The organism is Paraburkholderia sp. BR10923, from assembly GCF_040948765.1.
GTDB lineage: Bacteria > Pseudomonadota > Gammaproteobacteria > Burkholderiales > Burkholderiaceae > Paraburkholderia > Paraburkholderia youngii.
This window is the reverse complement of record NZ_JBFPKO010000014.1, coordinates 41,293-59,719: the sequence shown is the minus strand read 5'-3', so window position 1 is coordinate 59,719 and position 18,427 is coordinate 41,293. Positions and strand designations below refer to the sequence as shown.

Sequence of the window (18,427 nt, the reverse complement as noted above, 5' to 3'; positions counted from 1 at the left end):
TGCTTCATTTACGCGTCATTCGCTATGCTCTTTCCGCATGGGATTCACAGCGGAACTGGCACGCTTCGTCGCGCGGTGATCCAGGACGGTGCATGTCTTCGCAGGTTTATGAAGAAGTGCTACTCACGCGCATCTCATTCATCGGCTTCCGCGAAGCGGGCGGCATACTCGGTGCGGCATTGGCCGCGAAGGGCGCGCAGGTGTCGATGTTCGACCTGCGGCGCGATGCGCTGCGAGATAAGGCGCGCGCGGCGAAGATCCGCGTCGCCGACACGCTGTCGCGCGCGTTTTTCGACAGCCTGCCGGACCCCGACAGAAACAGTTGAGCGAACTGATCGATGGCAACGCTCAGGTCGCGCCGATGCTGACCGTGCGCGTCACATCGACGACCGACAGCCGGATCGCGTCGATCAATGCCCGTGCGGCCGGCGATGGCGTACCCGCCGCGCGCATCGTCAGGCCGATCTCGCGCCGCGTGTTGTGCAGCGGTACGTCGAGCACCACCAGTTGCCCGGATTGAACCTCGTGATGCAGCTGCTGCGCCGACAACGCCGCCGCCATGTCGGTGCCGAGCAGCAGCCCGCGAATCACCGCGAGGTCGGCGGTCTCGACGGTCGGCAAAGGCGGCTTCACCTTCATCCGCCTGAATTGCGTTTCGAACAGCGCACGCGCCGGCGCGTTGCTGCGCGGCAGAATCCATTGCGCGTCGCGCAGACCCATGATGGTCAGATTGTGCACTTGAGTCAGCGGGTGACCGCGGCGCACCAGCACCACCATGTTTTCCGACATCAGCCGCTCGTTTTTCAGGCCGCTCGTCGCGTCGTTGTCGCGCAGCGCGCCGAGAATGAAGTCGATGTCGCCGGCGCGCAGACCGGCCACCAGCGTCTCGTACGCGCTTTCGTCGGTGACCACCCGCACGCCGGGATTTTCCGAGGTCATTCGCGCGATCGCCTTCGGCAGGATCAGCGTGCGTCCGAGCGGCAACGCGCCGACCGTCACCGAGCCCTGAATCTTGCCGTGCAATGCGGCGATATCGTCGGGGATGTGCCGTAGTTCGTTCAATGCGCGGCGTACGTGCAGCAGGAACGTTTCGCCCTCGGCCGTCAGCAGGATGCCGCGCGGGCTGCGATGGAACAGGCTCAGTCCCGAGCCGCTTTCGAGTACGCGGATCGCGGTGCTCACCGCGGGCTGACTGATGCCGAAGGTTTTTGCCGCGCTCGGCATATGCCGATGCCGCGCGAGCGCCGCGAACAGTTGCAGCCGCCGCGTATTGAGCAGGTACGCGGGCAAGGCGCCCTCCGATACGGGCCGGCGGCGCGTCTGTCGCGCGGCGCACCATTGCGCGAGCTCTTCGAGTTCGGCGAAGATCCGCTCGCAGCGGTGCAGCACCGCGCGGCCGACCGGCGTGGACAGCATGCCCGAAGGACCGCGATCGAACAGCGGCACGCCGAGCGCCGACTCGAGTTCCTGCACGGAGCGCGTGACCGCCGACTGTGCGCGAAACAGCGCGGCCGCAGCGCGTGTCGCGCTGCCCATGTCCGCGACGAGCCGGAAGGCGCGCAATTGCGCGAGATTGAGCAGGTCCTTGCTGCTGACCGACAGCGGCGCTTTGGCGGCCGCCTGGCTGGCTTCGGCGGAAAGTGCGTCGTTGCTCATGCCGCGCCCGCGATCAGATGCAACGATGGCAGCGACAAATTCAGACTTTCCTTCGAGATATGCGTGTGCTCCTTCATCAACGCATCGACGCGCGCGCCTTCGCCTTGCTTCAGCGCGTCGACGATCGCGTGATGCTGGCGATGCGCGTACATCAGCATCATGAACTGACGCTCGCGCGCGGCTTCGTCGAACGCGATCGTGAACGGCGACACGAACGGCACCTTGTCGTTCAGGCTCAGCGCGGCCGTGATCGCCTGGTTCTGCGCCGCTTCGACGATCAGCGCATGAAAGCGGCCGTTCATCTGCGCGTAGCGCACGTCGTCTCCTGGCTTCAGATGCTTTTGCTCGAAGATTTCGTCGCCTTCGCGCAGGCAATCGTCGAGCGCGGCGGCGAGCGCCGGGCTCACGCCGTTTTCGGCGACCGAGCGCGCGGCGAGCCCTTCGAGCACGCCGCGCACGTCGATCGCATCGAGGACGTCGCGCACGCTGAAGCGGCGCACTACATAGCCGCGCGAGCCCGAACGATCGAGCAGGCCTTCCGCCGACAGCACGCTCAACGCATAACGCAGCGGCGTGCGCGACACGCCGAGCCATTGCGCTAGCTGCGCTTCGACGAGCCGCTGCCCGGGCGACAATTCGCCCGACAGGATCTTCTCGCGTAAGGTCTGCACAATCGCTTGCTGGGTCGTCTCGTTCATCGTTTCGTCGCTCGTCGGAAGCATCGCAGTATAGCCACGCGTGCAGCACCGCTCCAAGCCTTTAAAAAGTGCGTTGCGAGTTGTTTTCCGGGTCATCTGTTTTATTTATCGCATGCCGGAGCGAGAGAAGGCCGCGGAAGGCACGCCGCGCGGGCTTGGGATACCGAGGGAGCCCTGCGCGGCGAGGGTCGCGGCGGGGTTCGTCGGCTCGCCTGTCGCCCGCATACCGGGTTTTTCCCCATCATTCGGGCACAACTCTAGGTATACCCGTACTTCACGTATCAAGGCACAATTTCTATCTTTGTATCCCAAGACGGTCGCGGTGACTAGCGCGGTAAGCCAGGCGACCTATCCGATTGGCAGCAGCACGAAGTGACGGAAGAGAACGAATATGGCAAGGATCATTGGTGGTATCGGCACGTCCCATGTACCCACGATCGGGTTGGCGTACGACAAGGGCAAGCAGAATGAACCGGCATGGGCGCCGATGTTCAAGGGTTATGAACCGGTGGCGCAGTGGCTGGCCGAGCAGAAGCCCGACGTGATGGTGATGTTCTACAACGATCACGCGAACAGCTTTTTCTTCGATTGCTATCCGACCTTCGCGCTCGGCGTGTCGCCCAATCACGAATTCGCCGATGAAGGCGCGGGCAAGCGTCCGCTGCCGGACATCGCCGGCCACCCGGATCTGGCGATCCATATCGTCGAGCAACTGGTCGCCGACGAGTTCGATCTGACCGTCTTCCAGGACCGCGCGCTCGATCACGGCGTCAATTCGCCGCTCTCGCTGATGCTGCCGCATCAGGGCGGCTGGCCGCTGTCGCTGGTGCCGCTCGAAGTCAACGTGCTGCAGTATCCGCTACCCACCGCGAATCGCTGCTACCGGCTCGGCCAGGCGCTGCGTCGCGCGATCGAATCGTTCGAACAGGATCTGAAGGTCGTGGTGGTCGGCACGGGCGGGCTGTCGCACCAGGTGCATGGCGAGCGCAGCGGCTTCAACAATACCGAATGGGACATGGAGTTCCTCGACCTGATCGTCAACGATCCGGAGCGTCTTGCCAGGATGAAGCACGTCGACTACGTGCGCCTCGGCGGCGCGGAAAGCGTCGAGACGATCATGTGGCTCGCGATGCGCGGCGCGCTCGGCCAGAAGGTCCGCGAGTTGCATCGCAGCTACTACCTTGCGACCAGCACCGCGATGGCCGTGACGATCTACGAAGGAGAGGTGGCGTAATGAATCCGCAACTGGTTGGCGTCGAAGAATTGACCGGCACGTATCCGTTCGATATCCGCCAGAGCATGAAGGCGATGCGCCTGAACCGCTTTTTCTGGCAGATGCGCGAAGCGTCGGCGCGCGCGCTGTGGCTCGAAAATCGCACCGCCGCGTACGATGCGGCCGGCCTGACGCCGGAAGAGCGCGCGCTGGTCGACAACACCGACTGGATCGGTCTGATCCGCTATGGGGTGTCTTTCTTCGTGCTCGAGAAGTTCGCGCGCGTGGTGAAGATCACCAATCTCGGCGTGTACGCGAGCATGCGTGGCGAAACGCTCGAAGAGTTTCTGAAGACCCGCCAGGTACCCGACGCCGTTTAAAGGCCGGGCATCGAAGGCGCGCAACGAAGCAGCACTGTCCGCTGGGCATTCCGATTTGAAGTTCCGATGTGTAGTCCATTCGAGGAGAGTAGAGATGGTCGGCAAGTTCGGCATCAGCGAAGGGGATTTGGACCGGCGGCCAAGACTCGCGGAGTCCGGTGCACTCGAACGCGGGGCGATGTTGCGCGCCGGCGTGATCGGCGGCCTGGTCGGCGCCGTGGTGATCTGGATTTACGAAGCGCTCGTCTGGGTCGGCGCTCAGCATTTGATGCCGCTTGCCGGCATTCCGCGCAATGCGACGGGGCTCGTGTTCGGCAAAGACGTGCAGGCCTCGCTCGGCATCTGGGCGTATATCGTCGGCACCGGCATTCATTTTTTCTTCGCGATCGCGTGGGGCGTGCTGTTCGCCGCGATCTGGCCGTACTTCCGGCGGCGCGGCTATGAAGCGACGCTGGTTGCGCTGTTCTATGCGGTATTTGCGTGGATCGTCATGCATGCCGCGATCATGATCGCGTCGGATAACCATCCGGATTATTTCGACCCGGCCGTGATTATCGGCGGGTTCATGTCGCACATCTTTTTCACCGTGCCGTTGGCGTTGACCGTCAAGCAGTTGATGGAAGAGCGGCGCTATTGATGAGGTTGAACGCAAAAGCAAGCCGGGTTCGATGCTGCGTTGCAACGCTTCCGATTGCAACTTAGCGTTTGCTTAAGTTGCGGGCTCGCAACTATATTGATTGCGCAACGCAACTGATATGTGAGCGCCCTCATGGATCTGATCGAAGCCCCCGCCAAGCCTCGCGACACGACGATTCTCGAACTGCGCGAGTTTTCCCGCCGCCTGGTTCGCGAACTCGGTTTCATGCGTACGACGCTCGCCGACAGCGACCTGGCGCCCTCGGCCGTGCATGCGGTAATCGAGATCGGCATGTCGCCGGGCATCAGCGCCAAAGATCTCGCGACCATCCTGCGGCTCGACAAATCGAATACGAGCCGGCAGATCGCAAAGCTCGAAGCGAGCGGACTGGTCGAGCGTACGGTCTGCGCCGACGATGCCCGTTCTTCCGAGTTGTACCTGACGGCCGAAGGTCAGAAGCTGCGCAAGAAGATCGACCGGTTCGCGACCGATCGCGTGTCCGGCGCGCTGCGGCGCATGGTTCCCGCCGACCAGCAGGCGCTGGTCCGTTCTCTCGCGCTTTATGCGGACGCCCTCGCGCATGGCGAGGTCAGCAAACTTCCTGCGACGGAACCGGGGTCCGCGGGAATCGTGGAAGGCTACCAACCCGGCTGTATCGGCGATATCGCGAGTCTGCACGGGCGCTATTACGCGCAGCACTGGGGTTTCGGCGCATTCTTCGAAAAGAAGGTCGCGACGGAACTGGCGGAGTTCGCGGGCGCATTGCCGGCAGAAGGGAAAGGGCTTTGGCTTTACGTCGAAAACGGCCGCACGCTCGCGTCTGTCGTGATCGATGGGGATGTCGGCACCCGTGTCGCGCATTTGCGCTGGTTCATCGTCGACGATTCCTTGCGCGGCTCCGGGATCGGGCGGCAATTGCTGGCGCATGCGATGCGTTTCGCCGACGAGCGCTTTGACGAAACCTATTTATGGACTTTCCAGGGGCTCGACGCGGCGCGTCATCTGTACGAGTCGTTCGGCTTTCGGCTGAGCGACGAATCGGAAGGGGAGCAATGGGGAACACGCGTCGTCGAGCAGCGTTTCGACCGGATTTCCGCAATGAAAGGCGGTACCGGTACCCAGTGATCGACCGAGAAGCGAACTAGACCGCTTCGGTCAATGCGCGACGACCGACGCCGCGATCCGGTCGGCCAGGTCGGCGAGAATGCGGCTCAACGCGGCCGCCTGCGCGAGCGCATCGTGTCCGTCGATCGCAGAATCGAGCGTCACTTGCTGCCGCAACGGCGCCTGATCCGAATGCCCGTTCAACAGGGTCCACTCCGCCTGCAAGGTCAGCGTGCCGCTCGCGTTGGCCGTCGCGTTCAACACGGTGACGACCAGCCTGCGCGTGCCTGGTGGCGCGGGCGCATCCGGCACGACGAACGACCCGGCGGGCAGCCGCGTGAGCAAGTCCTCGGCAAGCGTTTTGCGCATCATTTGAGCGAGCGGTGCGCCCCACCGGTCGGTATCGTCGATCGTGAGACGGTTCTGCGAAGCCAGCGTGACGACTTCGAGCCGATCGAGCACCGCGGGAATGTGCACGGCGGTCAGTTGAATCGGCGGCATCGGCGCCGTGGCTGGCGGGGCGTCGGCGGGCATCGGGTTCAACGTCACATAGCGCGTCGGCATGCTGTGCCCGCATCCGGCGAGCGTCATCGCGGCGACGCAGACGACAAGCGCCGCCGTCCAGACGCTCGTCGTGAGCGATGCCACGACGGCGCGTCCGATGCGAAGCGTGGACCTCGTCATCATTGAGTCTCCTGCTGCCTGCCATGGATCAGCGCCTCGGGATGGCGGTCCAGATAGTCGGCCAGTGCCCGAATCGAGCGCGCGGTGTCCGTTAGCTCCTGCATCGCGGCAGGCAGGTCGTTCTGGCTCGACGCATCGCCGCCTAGCGTACGGTTCGCCGCGGCAACGGTGCGATCCGCCGCGTTCGCTGTGTCGCGCAGTTGCGCGACGAGCGGACCGATCTGCGGCGAGACCTGCTGCAATGTGTGATCGATCTGCGCGACGGAGTGATCGATGTGCGTCAGGCTGTCCTTGATTTGCGGCGAGGAACTGAGCGCGTTGATATGCGCGGCGATACTGCGCACCTGTTCGCCGGTTTGCCGGATTGGAAGATCGTCGATTTTCTGGATCACCTCGTTGGCCTTCGCCATCGTCGTGTCGAGATTCGCGGCGGCGACACTCGGAATGACGGGCAGGCCGTCCTCGCTGGCGAGCGTCGCGACCGGCGCGCCTTGCACGAAGTCGAGGGTGATCTTGTCCGCGCCGACGACCGGCGGATCCTGCGACAAGCGCGCGCGCAAGCCCGTGGCGACGAGACGGCCGAGCATGCCGTCGACGAGCGGGCGCCAGTCGCCGTTGGCCGGCGGAGGTGCGCCGACGATGCCGAGCTGCGACGGGTTCAGCGCGATCTGCACCGGGGTGCTCAGCGCGCCCGTGCGTGCGTCGTAGTTCAGGCGCACGCTGGTGACGGTGCCCACGTCGAAGCCGCGCAATTGCACGTCGGCACCACTCTTCAGGTCGCCCACCGCACCGTCGAAGCGCACCAGGTAAGTGACGACCGGGCCGTGTCCCGGTGCGAGCGCTGGGCGGCGATCGACTCCGTCGAACCGCGACGCCGGTTTACCGGGTCCGGGCTCCATCACGATCTCGGGGCCGGACAGCATGCCTTTGAGCGACGCTGGGTCGTTGAGGTCCACGTGGGCTCCGCGCAGAAAAAACTTCGTCTCGCTGCGCAGATACTTTTTTTCGGCGCGATCTATCTTGAGCTCGGCTTGCACGTGCTGGCCATCGGGCGCGAGCGTGATCTCCGAGACGGCGCCGACCTTCACGCCGCGCAGCGTGACGATCGTATCGTCGGGCTTCATGCCGTATGCGTTGTCGAAAGTGACCGTGACCGTCTCGTCCTGATGCGTCAGCGCGCGAACGCCGAGCCATCCGGCCATCGCGAAGGCTGCGATCGGCACCGCCCAAATCCAGCCGGGCCACGGGCTGCTCCGCACCTGGGCTTGCGAACGACGGGGACGCGTGCCGCTCATCGCTTGCTCCGCGGGTGGACGTCCCACATCAGGCGCGGATCGAATGCGCGCGAAGCGGCCATCGTCAGGAACACGACCAGCGCGAACGCGGTGGCGCCGATGGCCGGTCTGGCCGACGCGATGCCGTCGAACTGGATCAGCGGCACGAACGCGGCGATCGTGAACACGTCGACGAACGACCATCGTCCGAGTTCGTCGATCAGGCGGTACAGATGCGCCTTGACCCGCAGATGCCGGCGCGAACGGCGCCGCACGGAGACGATGAACCAGCCCATGCCGACGATCTTCGCCACCGGAATGACGATGCTCGTGCAGATGATCAGGATGCCGAGCGGCCACAGGCCCACGTGGAACAGCTGGTAGACGCCGTCGACGACCCTGGTTGACTCGATGTGTCCGAGTTGCATCGAACTGGTCATCGGAAAGACGTTGGCCGGGATCGTCAGTACGAGCGCGGCGAGCGACAGCGCAGCCGCGCGCACGACGGCGTCGGTTTTGCGAGCGCGCAACGTCAGCGCGCAACGAGGGCAGGGACGCCCCTCCTGCGACATCGGCACGACCAGATCGCAAACCGTGCAGGACAGCGGCGCTTCGTGTTCCGGCAACTCGTTGTCCGTGGCAATTGCGCGCCACACGGTTCTTCGATCGAGCGCCGCGCGCGTGAGCATCGACAATAGCGCCGCGGCGATGAAACAGTAGCCGCCTGGGGCGATCGTGCCGGTCAGATTCTGCGTCACGCGCGCGTAACCGACGAAGCAGCCGACCAGATAGACGTCGGGCATGGCCCAGATATCGAGCGAGGTGGTCCAGCGAAACAGCGCGCCGATTGCCCTGCTACGCCAGCCCAGCCGTAGCGCGACGAGGACGGCCACGAGGCCGCCAAACCGGACGAATGGCAGCACGATGCCGAAGGTGCCGAGCAGTATCGCGAGAATGAACCAGCCGTCGTTCCACATCTGCACGATGCCCGACGACAGCACTGACGAGTGCTCGGCGCCGAGCATGTGCACGTACATCAGCGGCGCGAGATTGGCCGGAAACAGCAGCACGAAGGTTGCGCTCGCGCAGGCGAGCGCCGCGGCCTGGCTTCGGCCGTTACGCCGCTCCAGCGGAAAGTGACAGGCGCGGCAACGCGCGTAGGTATGTGCGGCGAGCGGCGGGATGTCTTCGAGCGCGCCGCATTCGGGGCAGCCGATCGTCATGCGACGTTCTCCATCGGCTGTCCGTTTTCAGGCGGGCAGTGCGTTGCGAATGAGGTTTCGCCGATCATCCCTCGACCCCCGGCGCCAGTTGGCGCGTGAATGCACGGCAGGCGCGCTGGCACGCGCCAGCTCCATTTCCTCCATTAGCATTGCGCGTGCCCGGTTTGGCGTCCGGCTACGCTGAGGGAGCGGCGTCCGCAATGATCAGCAGCCTCGAAGGCAGTGCGTCCGGATGGCCCGGCTTGAACCAGTTCATCTCGGGGATGCGCGAATCGGTCAGGTAGATCGTGCCGTCCGGCCCTTCGGCAAAAGTATCCGGCCAGCGCAGGCCGCGCTCGTGCAGCAGCGTCGTCAAGGTCGCGCCGTCCCATACCTTCACCGCGTGTTCCTCCACCGCGGTAATCAGCAGGCGTCCCGCGCGGTCGATATGCAGCCCGTCGGCGGGGCGATGCTCGAGCACTTTCTCGACGCGGTTGCCGACTTCGTCGGAGGCGAGCGCGGTATCGCGAAGCGCTTCGGTGGGCACGCGGTAAAGCGTTTTGCCCTTCAAGGCCTGCCAGTACAGATACAGTCCATCGCGAGTCAGCGCGATGCCGTCGGCCGAAAATTCCACGCCGCGTCCATCGGGACGCCGCAATGGTGCGCCGCCTGCATGCACGGTGACGCTCGGGTCCATTTGCGTCGATGGATGCCCGTCGAGCACGCGGCGCGCTTGACCGGTGCCGAGATCGACCACCACGATCGCGCCGCGTGTTCCGGAGTCGGTGATGTAGGCGAACCGGCCGTCGGGACTGATGCGCACGTCATTCAGATAACTGCCCTGCGGCGCGACATCGAGCGTGAATGCGATGCAGCCGACGACGCTATCGGTCGCAAGATCGATGCGGACCAGTTTGGGGGCGCCCGGCACGACGAAGGACTGGGCCGGCGCGCCGGGGTCGAGTACCCACAGGTTGTTTTGCGAATCGCACAGCATTGCCTGCACGCAGACCCAGCGATCCTGCGGGTTCAACTCGTCACGTCTGGCGTTGCGCCAGCCGTTCCAGCGATCGTCGGGGTAAGGACGAACGTCGCCATCGGGCGTGAGTACGCCGACGGAGATCGGCGCGTCTTCTGTCCAGCGCGGGAAGTTGACGAAGATGCGTCCGTCCGCGGCGACGGCCACCCCGGTCACCTGATGCCCGAACGACGCAATCTCGCGCAGATGCGGCCGCGAGCCCTCGTCACCGGTGCTCGATGCAGGCGCGGCGGTCAGCGGAACCCGATCCGCGGCGGGTGGCGTGACGGAGTCTTTCATGGGCTGCCTCCGGGGCAGAGTGGAAATGTCCGTACTCAGCAAAGCGAATGCCGCGTGCAACGATAAAGTAGATCGTAATCCGCGAATCTTTCGGAAGGTATTCAACTTGAATTTGCGGATCGTTCTTTATGCATATTGTTTGAGTTTCGCGCGAGCAGAGAACGGCAGGTCGCGCAATAGGGAAAGCCGAGTTGTCGCGCAGTGCTCGATGCGGGCTAGCGCGTTAAAAGACCGTGTAGGTGCCACGTGATTCATGGCAAAAAGAATTGCTTCGCGGCAGCATGCGGAGTCGCCGCAGCAGGCAGTCCATTTCGGCAACTTTGACTCTCAGGGTTTCTCCTGCCTCGCATTGGGACCCGCCGTGTCAGTCGTGCGCTACACCGCTCAATTGCAAAGAAAAAATAATGTCGGCGTCAAAGGAATGTGCTAGAAAATAACAATTGCACGCGCAGAGAAATAGCCACGCCTGCAAGTAAAAAATTCGGCTTTCAATACTCTTAATCGGCCGCGAGGTGGATCATGAGAACAAGTGCGCTTTGGGGGCTCGGGGTGACGACGGTCGCTTCGGTGCTAACGCTGCAGTGTTATCCAGCGTGGGCCGACGGACCCGAAGCGGCGTATGCGTCCGACGACGAGGTGCCGGCCGGCTCGCTCAGCCCGAACGAGTACAAGGTCAATGCGGACGGCATGAAAGAAGATCCGAATGCGAAGATGTCTGACGTGGCCCGCGCATATCGCAACGGTTATATCAATCGCGGCAAGCAGGATCAGGCCGATTACCAGGCAATGATCGATTCGCACAATCATGGTCAGCGGCAACCCGCGAAGACCGACGTCGCGCGGGTCGACGTGCCGCCGCTGCCGCCGGGCGTCCCCGAAGACGACAACTCGAAGTACACGAGCATTCCGCCGCAGCCTCAGAAGCCGCAGCCGGTCCAGTACGCGCAGCGTCAGGTGCCGCAACCGCCGCCGCCGCAACAGCAATATCAGCAGGTCTACCAGCAGCCGCAATACGCGCCGCCGCCAATGCAATACCAGCAGGCGCCGGCCTATGCGCAGATGCAACCGGTCTACGACAACCAGCCGGTGTATGTGCGGCAGGACTATCCGCAGCCACCCGTGCAGTACGTACCGGTTTATCCGCAGGCGCAATACGAAGAAACGCCGCAGGTCGTAGAAACGGTGATTCAACCAGTCGCGCCTGTCGCTTATCAGATTTATCATCCGCCGGTCTATTGGGCGCAGCCGCGCGTTTATGCGTATCGCGCGCCGCCGGTGTACGGCTATCGTATGTGGCGTTGAGGTATTGCGGCGAATACTCGCGCATCGATTGAATGGTCGATACAAAGTATCAGCCCGGCGCATTCGTGCCGGGCCGAGTACTTTCTTTTATTCGCTTTGTGCTAGTGACCGCTGGCTCCTCTGGTGCGCACATTCAGATGGTTGATCACCTGCCGGACTCCGCGCACCGATCTCGCGACACTGCCCGCGCGTTGCACCTGGGCGCGCTGCGGCACCCAACCGGTCAGCGTCACGATACCGCGGCGGGCTTGCACGTGAATCGCCGTCGCATGCACGTTCGGTGTGCGTGCGAGAGCGCGCCGCACGTCGCGCGCGAGTTCGCTATCGGGCCTGTTGCGAGCCGGCGATGCCGCGATGGTTTGGCTTTGCGCGGAAGCATCGTTCGGCATGCCGCCACCAGTTTGTGCATTCGCACAGGTCGCAGTGCCGATCGCAATCGCTGCCGCGGCAATTGCGCCCATTATGCTGTTCACGTTGACTTTACTCACATCTCCTCCTGTACCGGAAATTGGCCGTATATGGGTTCCGGCTAATGCGGTTGCCGGTTGTCCAATAGCGCGTCCGTGGTGACGACCGTGCAGTACTCTTGATCGAGATTCGCCAGCGACATCGCATGGACGTCGTCGGCACTGCGCGGCGTTCCGTTCCAGTCGGCCCGTGCAAAAGTGAAACAGCCGTCGGCCACGAGATAGGTATCGAAGCCGAGATTGCCGGCCATCCGCACCGTGGCCTCGACCGAGTTGTTGGTGATGACACCCGCCACGACAAGGGTCGTGTGGCCGGCGGCGTGCAGGCGGTCTTCCAATCCGGTGCCGATGAACGCGTTATTGGTGCGTTTCGCGATCACCGGCTCGCCGGGCAACGGCGCGTTCGACGCCTTGAATTCGTGTCCCGGCTGACCCGGCCGATAGTGCGACCCAGGCTCCGTCGAGTCGTGCCGCACATGCCACACCGGCCAACTCCGGCTGCGCCAATGCGCGAGCAGGCGGCTCACCTGCTTCTCGGCTGCGGGATTGTTGCGTTCGCCCCAACTCGGATGATCGATCGCGCGTTGCAGATCGATCAGCAGCAGTACGGCGCCGGCAGAAGGAGCGGAAGAGCGCATGGGTCGAATGAGTCTGTGTAGGTGTCGATATGCTTCTGGCAGACTTTACCGTATTGGCGCCCACAATAGCCTGTATGATGGCGGGCTCGCGCCCGGACCGGAGCCTCGCGCGGGCGGCTTGCGCGGACCGCGCGCCGTCTGCCGCGCCCAGCCGGCCGCAACGCATCCATTCACGATGACCCAGAGGAAGACCGCCATGACGGCTGCAACGCAATTCGACCAGGTTTCTGTTGTCAAACGAGCTAATGTGTACTTCGACGGCAAGTGCGTGTCGCACACCGTGCTGTTCGCCGACGGCACGCGCAAGACGCTCGGCGTGATCCTGCCCGGCACGCTGAACTTCGGCACCGACGCGCCGGAACTGATGGAAGTGCAGGCGGGCAAGTGCCGTATCCGTCTCGACGGCAGCGACGAGTGGAAGACCTATGGCGCGGGCGAATCGTTCTCGGTGCCGGGCAAGAGCCGCTTCGATATCGATGTGGTCGAAACGCTCGACTACGTTTGCAGCTATCTGTAAACGGTTTTAGGCGCGCGTGATGGCTTGGGCAATGGGCCTGAGCCATCCCTGCTCAAATGTGTTGAAGCGAGAACACGCAAGCATTCGCGAGTGCATGCGTGAGCCAGGTGCACAGAACGGGCCCTCCCTTACGCTTCGCTTCGACGATGAACACCGCCGCCAGCACCACCGCACCCAATAGAATCGACACGACCGCACGATCGACGTAACCGTGCATCAGCGTGAACAACGCAATCGACCCCACCGCGGCAATCCGCCACGACAAACGAAATACGCCGTTAATGAGCCGAATGGGCAGCCATTGTCCGACGATCGTCTCCAGCAACGGCATCAGGATCACGATAAAAAACAGCTGAACCAGGATCGGTTTATCGGCGAGCGGGATTTTACGCGGCGCCGGCGCGCCCCACAGCGCGTATTGAGCGAATACCAGCGCGATCTGCCCGAAAAACATGATTGCCGCGCCGCCGATTATCAGCCCCCACCGGGGCACCTCGTTCCAGCTTCTTTTTGTTAAAGCCGTCAGCGCGTGCAATGTGGGCTCCATTCGCAATTGGCAGGGTCTCAGGCCGTCTCTTTTGCCAGAATCTCCTCGATCACCTGCACGAATTGCTCGACCGGTTGGCCGCCCGTCACCAGATAGCGGCGGTTGAAAATGATCGACGGCACCGATTGAATGCCCATTTCCTGATTGTTCTTTTCCGCTTCACGCACTTCAGTGGCATACGCGCCGCTCGTCAGCACTTCGCGCGCCTCAATGACGTCGAGTCCGGCCGACTGTGCCGCCTCGGCCAGCACGTCATGATTGCCCGGATTCTTGCCGTCGGCGTGATACGCGCGCAATAGCGCGAGCTTCAGCGGCAACTGTTGGCCCTTCAGGCCGGCCCAATGCAGCAGGCGGTGCGCGTCGAACGTGTTGTAGGTGCGGGTGCGCGGACCGAAATCGAAGCCGACGCTCGCGCCGCGTTCGCGGATCATCGCTTGCGTTTCGGCGATCTGCGCGGCCGTGCGGCCGTATTTCTTGCCCAGATACTCGACGATGTCTTCGCCATCCGGTCCCATCTGCGGATTCAGTTCGAACGGATGCACGACGATGCGCGCATCGATCTTGTCCTGAAGCCGCGCGAGCGCGAGCTGCAGCGACGACAGGCCGATCGCGCACCACGGGCAGGCGATGTCGGAAACAAAATCGATGGTGAGCTGCTGTTTCATGGTTGTTCCTGGAGATAACGAATCGTGTTGCGGCCGTGCGAATGCGGCTGCAACGATACCGACAGCGTAGCGTGAATCGTGCACCCGTGCAGTGCCGCCGAATTTGACCGCAAGACCCGGAGTGTTTTCCCGCCGCCACGCTCGTACACTAAGCTCATCGAGCTATCTACTTTCACGGCGCGGGTAACGAGCCCCGCCGCGCACTCATCGACGATGAACGCAATCGCTCCTACCCAAACGATCGACCAACGCGTCGACGCCCTCGACTGGCCGCGGATCGAACACGATCTGGATCAGTACGGCTGCGCCGCCGTGCCGCAACTGTTGACTCCGCGCGAATGCGACGCGCTGAGCGCGCTTTATCCGCGCGATGCGCTGTATCGCAGCCGCATCGTAATGGCGCGCCACGGCTTCGGCCGCGGCGAATACAAGTACTTCGCATATCCGCTGCCGCCGCTCGTCGACGGCTTGCGCGGCGCGCTGTATCCGCACCTCGTGCCGGTGGCAAACCGCTGGAATAGGGCGATGGGCATCGACGTGCGCTATCCGCCGAAGCACGCGGAATTCATTCGACGCTGCCATGACGCCGGCCAGGTGCGTCCGACGCCGCTGATCCTGCAATACGGCGAGGGCGATTACAACTGCCTGCATCAGGATTTGTACGGCGAACACGTGTTCCCGCTACAGGTCGCGGTGCTGCTGTCGGAGCCGGGGCGCGACTTCACGGGCGGCGAGTTCGTGATGACCGAGCAGCGTCCGCGCATGCAGTCGCGCGCCGAAGTCGTGCCGCTCGCGAAGGGCGACGCGGTCGTGTTCACCGTGAACAGCCGGCCGGTGCAGGGCACGCGCGGGCCGTATCGCGTGAATCTGCGGCATGGTGTGAGCCGCCTGCGTTCGGGGCATCGGCATACGGTCGGCATCATCTTTCATGATGCGCTGTGAGGATCGAGGCCGGCGCAATGGCGCAACACTGCGCGCCGTGAGACGATAAGATCCACGATTCCAGCGATCCGCCGCCATTGTCGTCAGGCCCGTCACCTCGTCCCATGGAAAACCTGCTCAAGAAACTCGATCTCACTTCGCTGCGTCTGTTCGTCGCCGTTTGCCAGGAGCGCAATATCGCGCGCGCGGCGGAGCGCGAGTTCATCGCGTCGTCGGCGGTGAGCCGGCGCATCGCCGAGATCGAGGCGCTGATCGGCCTGCCGGTGATTCAGCGGCAGTCGCGCGGCATTACCGTGACGCCGGTCGGCGAGACCGTGCTGCGCTACGCACTCGCGATCATTGGCAATATCGAGCAGATGAGCGCGGAGTTGTCGCGCTTTTCGACGGGCGTCAAAGGGCGCGTGAGGGTGGTCGCGAATCTGTCGTCGATCGTGCAGTTTCTGCCCGAAGACGTCGCCGCGTTCGGCCGCGCGTTCCCGGATGTATCGATCGAACTCGAAGAAGAAAACAGCGCGGACGTGCTGCGTATCGTCGACGAACATGGCGCGGACTTCGGCATCTGCAATCCGGTCGCGGGCAGCGAGGCGTTCGAGCAGGTGCCGTACCGGCAGGACCGGCTCGCGGTGCTCGTGCCGGGCGGGCATCGGCTCGCTAGCGCCGCACGGGTGAGCTTCGACGATCTGTTGCACGACAGCTTCGTCGGCCTGCGCAGCGAAAGCGCGCTCACGCGCTTGCTCGCGCAGCAGGCGGCGAGCGCGGGGCGGCAGCTCGATGTGCGGATGCGCGTGAGCAGTCTCGATGCGCTGTGCCGGATGGTGCATGCGGGGCTCGGCATCGCGATCGTGCCCGAGCCAGTCGGCCTGCTCTACGTGAACACGCTCGACGTGCGGCTGCTGCCGCTTGCCGATGCTTGGGCCGAGCGCCATCTGATCATCATCTTCAAGGCGCGCGAGCAGTTGAGCGCGAGCGCGGCCGCGCTGGTGTCGTTCCTCGGCAATGAGCCTTAGACAATCCCTCGCACGCACGCCGCGCCGCGGCTCCATAGTCGAGCATTCGCGAAACGAGACGGCAGCGTTGCCGCACCGGCACTTCGGCATCGGCCTTGCGCGCCGTATAGTGGGCGCAAGGAGAAAGAAGTGATGAGCGATACGATTCGTTTGGACGGCCGCGTGCTGTACCTGTCGCAAGACCCAGCCGTGATCGAGGCGCAACTGGCCGGCGAAAACTTCACGCGCGAGACGGCGGGGCCGTTGCGCGACAACGTGTCGACCGACGAGATCACGCCCGTCACCGTGATGCTCACCTATGACGAGCGGCTCGGCCAGTATCCGTACGTCGGCTTCAAGGCCGGCGAATGTCTGCCGATCGGCCGCAACGCGGTGAAGGACGGCGGCTTTCGCGTGACCGTGGCGGGCAAGCGCTACGGCAAGGGCTCGTCGCGCGAATCGAGCCCGCTCGCGGAATTGTCCGCAGGTATTCGACTTATCGTTGCCGAAAGCTTCGAGCGTATCTATCAGCAGAACTGCGACAACATCGGCATTCTGACCACGACGGATTTTTCCGTGCTGGATCGCCTGCTCGCGGGTGAAGCGGTGCCGATCGACGAATTCCTGAAGGGCCGCGACGCGCTCACCCAGCAAATCATTCGCAGCGGCGGCTTGCTCGCGTATAGCAAGTTCGCGGACTGGCCCGCGCCGGGAGAGCGTGCGAGCGCTGCCCCGAACGACGCGCCGGGCGCCGAGCCGAAAACGCTGGTCGAGAAAATCATCGACCGTCATCTGCACCCCGGCACCGCGAGCGCGCAGCGCGGCGACGGCGTGTTCATCGCAGCCGACTGGCGCTTCAGCCACGACTATTTCACCGGCATGTGCGCGCATCTGATGCATCGCGCGTTCGGCAAGCCCGCGCCGCTGCATGCGCCCGATCACATCATCGCGTTCCAGGACCATCTGGTGCTCGCGCCGCAAAGCATCCCGCACGTGCGCGACGGTCTGCTGCCGGGCGTCGCGAATCTGATGGAAGGCCACACGTCGTTTTCGCGCGACTACCCGGTGCGCTCGCACGGCGCGCTCGATGGCGTGCCCGGCTCCGAGGGCATCTGTCATGCGTTGATGGCCGAGCAATACGCGCAGCCGGGGCAGGTCGCGTGCGGCACCGATTCGCACACGCCGCATTCGGGCGCGCTCGGCTGCCTCGCGTTCGGCGCGGGCGCGACCGAAATCGCCAATAGCTGGGTCACCGGCTACGTGCGCTGCAAGGTGCCGGAGACGCTGCGCATCGAAATCGACGGCCGGTTGCGCGACGGCGTGACCGCGAAGGACGTCGTGCTGCATCTGCTGCGGATGGACGCGATCCGCTCGGGCGGCGCGATCGGCCTCGTATTCGAATACTGCGGCGCGGCGGTGCGCGCGATGTCGATCGACGAACGCGCGACGCTGACCAACATGGTCGCGGAACTCGGCGGCTTCACCGGCATCGTCGAGCCGGACGAGCGCACGGTCGCGTTCCTGAAGGAGCGGCGCGGCGTCGATTTCGTGCTGGAAGACTGGATGAAAAGCGATGCCGGCGCGACCTATCGCGACACGATCCATATCGATGCGAACGCGATCGAACCGATGCTCGCGCGGCCGGGCGACCCCGGCAACGGCGTGCCGGCGCCGCGGCTCGAACAGGACGTCGCGATCGATATCGCGTACGGCGGCTCGTGCACCGCGGGCAAGCGCGAGGACTTCGATTTCTATCACGAGGTGCTGCGCTGGGGCGTCGAGCACGGCCTGCGCGTGCCCGAGCGCACGCGTCTGTATCTGCAATTCGGCACGATGGCGGTGCGGGCGTATTGCGAGGAGCAGGGCTACCTGCCGGTGTTCGAGCGCGCGGGCGTGACGCTCGTGATGCCTGGCTGCGGCTCGTGTGCGAACTGCGGACCGGGACAATCGGCCAAGCCGGACGACGTGACGATCAGCGCGATCAACCGTAATTTCCCCGGCCGTTCGGGGCCGGGCGACGTGTGGCTCGCGAGCCCGTATACGGTCGCGGCGAGCGCGCTGGCCGGGAAAATCACCACGTTCGAACAATTACAGCACGCGCACGGCTAGAATGCTGGCCGAACTCCGGCCGGGGCATCGTGGCGCGTGCGATGCGCGACCAAACGCAAGGCCGGCATCGGACCGGCCGCGGCGAGCG

Annotated in this window: 20 protein-coding genes; 10 read left to right on the top strand and 10 right to left on the bottom strand. The window is 64.1% G+C overall.

Going from position 1 to position 18,427, the window contains the following annotated elements; genetic code table 11:
• Positions 1–92: 92 nt before the first annotated feature.
• A complete protein-coding gene (locus AB3X94_RS24330; protein WP_368612960.1) occupies positions 93–326 on the top strand; it encodes a hypothetical protein in 234 nt (77 codons plus the stop codon).
• A gap of 22 nt (positions 327–348) precedes the next feature.
• Here the strand turns inward: AB3X94_RS24330 and AB3X94_RS24325 are convergent, their stop codons facing one another.
• The gene (locus AB3X94_RS24325; protein WP_368612959.1) at positions 349–1,656 is read right to left on the bottom strand and encodes a LysR family transcriptional regulator; all 1,308 of its coding nucleotides are present in this window, start codon (positions 1,654–1,656) and stop codon (positions 349–351) included.
• The gene (locus AB3X94_RS24320) at positions 1,653–2,354 is read right to left on the bottom strand and encodes a GntR family transcriptional regulator (RefSeq protein ID WP_368612958.1); all 702 of its coding nucleotides are present in this window, start codon (positions 2,352–2,354) and stop codon (positions 1,653–1,655) included. The genes AB3X94_RS24325 and AB3X94_RS24320 overlap by 4 nt, the downstream gene beginning before the upstream one ends.
• Positions 2,355–2,745: 391 nt before the next feature.
• Between AB3X94_RS24320 and AB3X94_RS24315 the strand changes: the two genes are divergently transcribed.
• The 4 genes from AB3X94_RS24315 (at position 2,746) to AB3X94_RS24300 (ending at position 5,709) form a co-directional block, all read left to right on the top strand.
• A complete protein-coding gene (locus AB3X94_RS24315; protein WP_176106501.1) occupies positions 2,746–3,588 on the top strand; it encodes a gallate dioxygenase in 843 nt (280 codons plus the stop codon).
• Positions 3,588–3,947, top strand: coding sequence for a protocatechuate 3,4-dioxygenase (locus AB3X94_RS24310; RefSeq protein WP_176106500.1), 360 nt, complete (start codon positions 3,588–3,590; stop codon positions 3,945–3,947). Before AB3X94_RS24315 ends, AB3X94_RS24310 begins: the two co-directional genes overlap by 1 nt.
• A gap of 94 nt (positions 3,948–4,041) precedes the next feature.
• Complete coding sequence (locus AB3X94_RS24305; protein WP_176106499.1) at positions 4,042–4,584, top strand: hypothetical protein; 543 nt, start codon at positions 4,042–4,044, stop codon at positions 4,582–4,584.
• Between the two features lie 132 nt (positions 4,585–4,716).
• Positions 4,717–5,709 carry a GNAT family N-acetyltransferase gene (locus tag AB3X94_RS24300; RefSeq protein ID WP_368612957.1) on the top strand — a complete coding sequence of 331 codons (993 nt, stop codon included), beginning with the start codon at positions 4,717–4,719 and terminating at the stop codon, positions 5,707–5,709.
• 30 nt (positions 5,710–5,739) lie between these two features.
• Here AB3X94_RS24300 and AB3X94_RS24295 read toward each other — a convergent pair whose 3' ends face one another.
• From AB3X94_RS24295 to AB3X94_RS24280, 4 genes are all read right to left on the bottom strand, one after another.
• Positions 5,740–6,375 (bottom strand): membrane integrity-associated transporter subunit PqiC, encoded by a 636-nt coding sequence (locus AB3X94_RS24295; protein ID WP_368599155.1) that lies wholly within the window; start codon positions 6,373–6,375, stop codon positions 5,740–5,742.
• Positions 6,372–7,667, bottom strand: coding sequence for an MlaD family protein (locus AB3X94_RS24290; RefSeq protein ID WP_368612956.1), 1,296 nt, complete (start codon positions 7,665–7,667; stop codon positions 6,372–6,374). Before AB3X94_RS24290 ends, AB3X94_RS24295 begins: the two co-directional genes overlap by 4 nt.
• Complete coding sequence (locus AB3X94_RS24285; RefSeq protein ID WP_368612955.1) at positions 7,664–8,869, bottom strand: paraquat-inducible protein A; 1,206 nt, start codon at positions 8,867–8,869, stop codon at positions 7,664–7,666. Before AB3X94_RS24285 ends, AB3X94_RS24290 begins: the two co-directional genes overlap by 4 nt.
• A gap of 175 nt (positions 8,870–9,044) precedes the next feature.
• Positions 9,045–10,166, bottom strand: a complete 1,122-nt coding sequence (locus AB3X94_RS24280; protein ID WP_368612954.1) for an L-dopachrome tautomerase-related protein — start codon at positions 10,164–10,166, stop codon at positions 9,045–9,047.
• Positions 10,167–10,685: 519 nt separating this feature from the next.
• On the opposite strand from AB3X94_RS24280, the gene AB3X94_RS24275 reads away from it, so the two are divergent.
• Positions 10,686–11,468 (top strand): hypothetical protein, encoded by a 783-nt coding sequence (locus AB3X94_RS24275; RefSeq protein ID WP_368612953.1) that lies wholly within the window; start codon positions 10,686–10,688, stop codon positions 11,466–11,468.
• A 101-nt stretch (positions 11,469–11,569) separates the two neighbouring features.
• Here the strand turns inward: AB3X94_RS24275 and AB3X94_RS24270 are convergent, their stop codons facing one another.
• Together AB3X94_RS24270 and AB3X94_RS24265 are read right to left on the bottom strand one after the other, a co-directional pair.
• Positions 11,570–11,956 carry a BON domain-containing protein gene (locus tag AB3X94_RS24270; RefSeq protein WP_368612952.1) on the bottom strand — a complete coding sequence of 129 codons (387 nt, stop codon included), beginning with the start codon at positions 11,954–11,956 and terminating at the stop codon, positions 11,570–11,572.
• A 41-nt stretch (positions 11,957–11,997) separates the two neighbouring features.
• A complete protein-coding gene (locus AB3X94_RS24265; protein WP_368612951.1) occupies positions 11,998–12,573 on the bottom strand; it encodes a cysteine hydrolase family protein in 576 nt (191 codons plus the stop codon).
• Positions 12,574–12,769: 196 nt separating this feature from the next.
• Here AB3X94_RS24265 and AB3X94_RS24260 point away from each other — a divergent pair, with 196 nt between their 5' ends.
• Positions 12,770–13,090, top strand: coding sequence for a pyrimidine/purine nucleoside phosphorylase (locus AB3X94_RS24260; RefSeq protein WP_008917257.1), 321 nt, complete (start codon positions 12,770–12,772; stop codon positions 13,088–13,090).
• A 52-nt stretch (positions 13,091–13,142) separates the two neighbouring features.
• On the opposite strand, the gene AB3X94_RS24255 is transcribed toward AB3X94_RS24260, so the two are convergent.
• Together AB3X94_RS24255 and AB3X94_RS24250 are read right to left on the bottom strand one after the other, a co-directional pair.
• Positions 13,143–13,625 (bottom strand): CPBP family glutamic-type intramembrane protease, encoded by a 483-nt coding sequence (locus AB3X94_RS24255; RefSeq protein WP_368612950.1) that lies wholly within the window; start codon positions 13,623–13,625, stop codon positions 13,143–13,145.
• 29 nt (positions 13,626–13,654) lie between these two features.
• Positions 13,655–14,302, bottom strand: coding sequence for a DsbA family oxidoreductase (locus AB3X94_RS24250; RefSeq protein WP_176106490.1), 648 nt, complete (start codon positions 14,300–14,302; stop codon positions 13,655–13,657).
• Between the two features lie 213 nt (positions 14,303–14,515).
• Here AB3X94_RS24250 and AB3X94_RS24245 point away from each other — a divergent pair, with 213 nt between their 5' ends.
• The 3 genes from AB3X94_RS24245 to AB3X94_RS24235 all read left to right on the top strand — a co-directional run bounded on the left by AB3X94_RS24245 (position 14,516) and on the right by AB3X94_RS24235 (position 18,339).
• The gene (locus tag AB3X94_RS24245; RefSeq protein WP_013092117.1) at positions 14,516–15,244 is read left to right on the top strand and encodes a 2OG-Fe(II) oxygenase; all 729 of its coding nucleotides are present in this window, start codon (positions 14,516–14,518) and stop codon (positions 15,242–15,244) included.
• 104 nt (positions 15,245–15,348) lie between these two features.
• The gene (locus tag AB3X94_RS24240) at positions 15,349–16,251 is read left to right on the top strand and encodes a LysR family transcriptional regulator (protein ID WP_176106489.1); all 903 of its coding nucleotides are present in this window, start codon (positions 15,349–15,351) and stop codon (positions 16,249–16,251) included.
• 132 nt (positions 16,252–16,383) lie between these two features.
• A complete protein-coding gene (locus AB3X94_RS24235; protein WP_368612949.1) occupies positions 16,384–18,339 on the top strand; it encodes an aconitase family protein in 1,956 nt (651 codons plus the stop codon).
• The last annotated feature ends 88 nt before the right edge of the window (positions 18,340–18,427 follow it).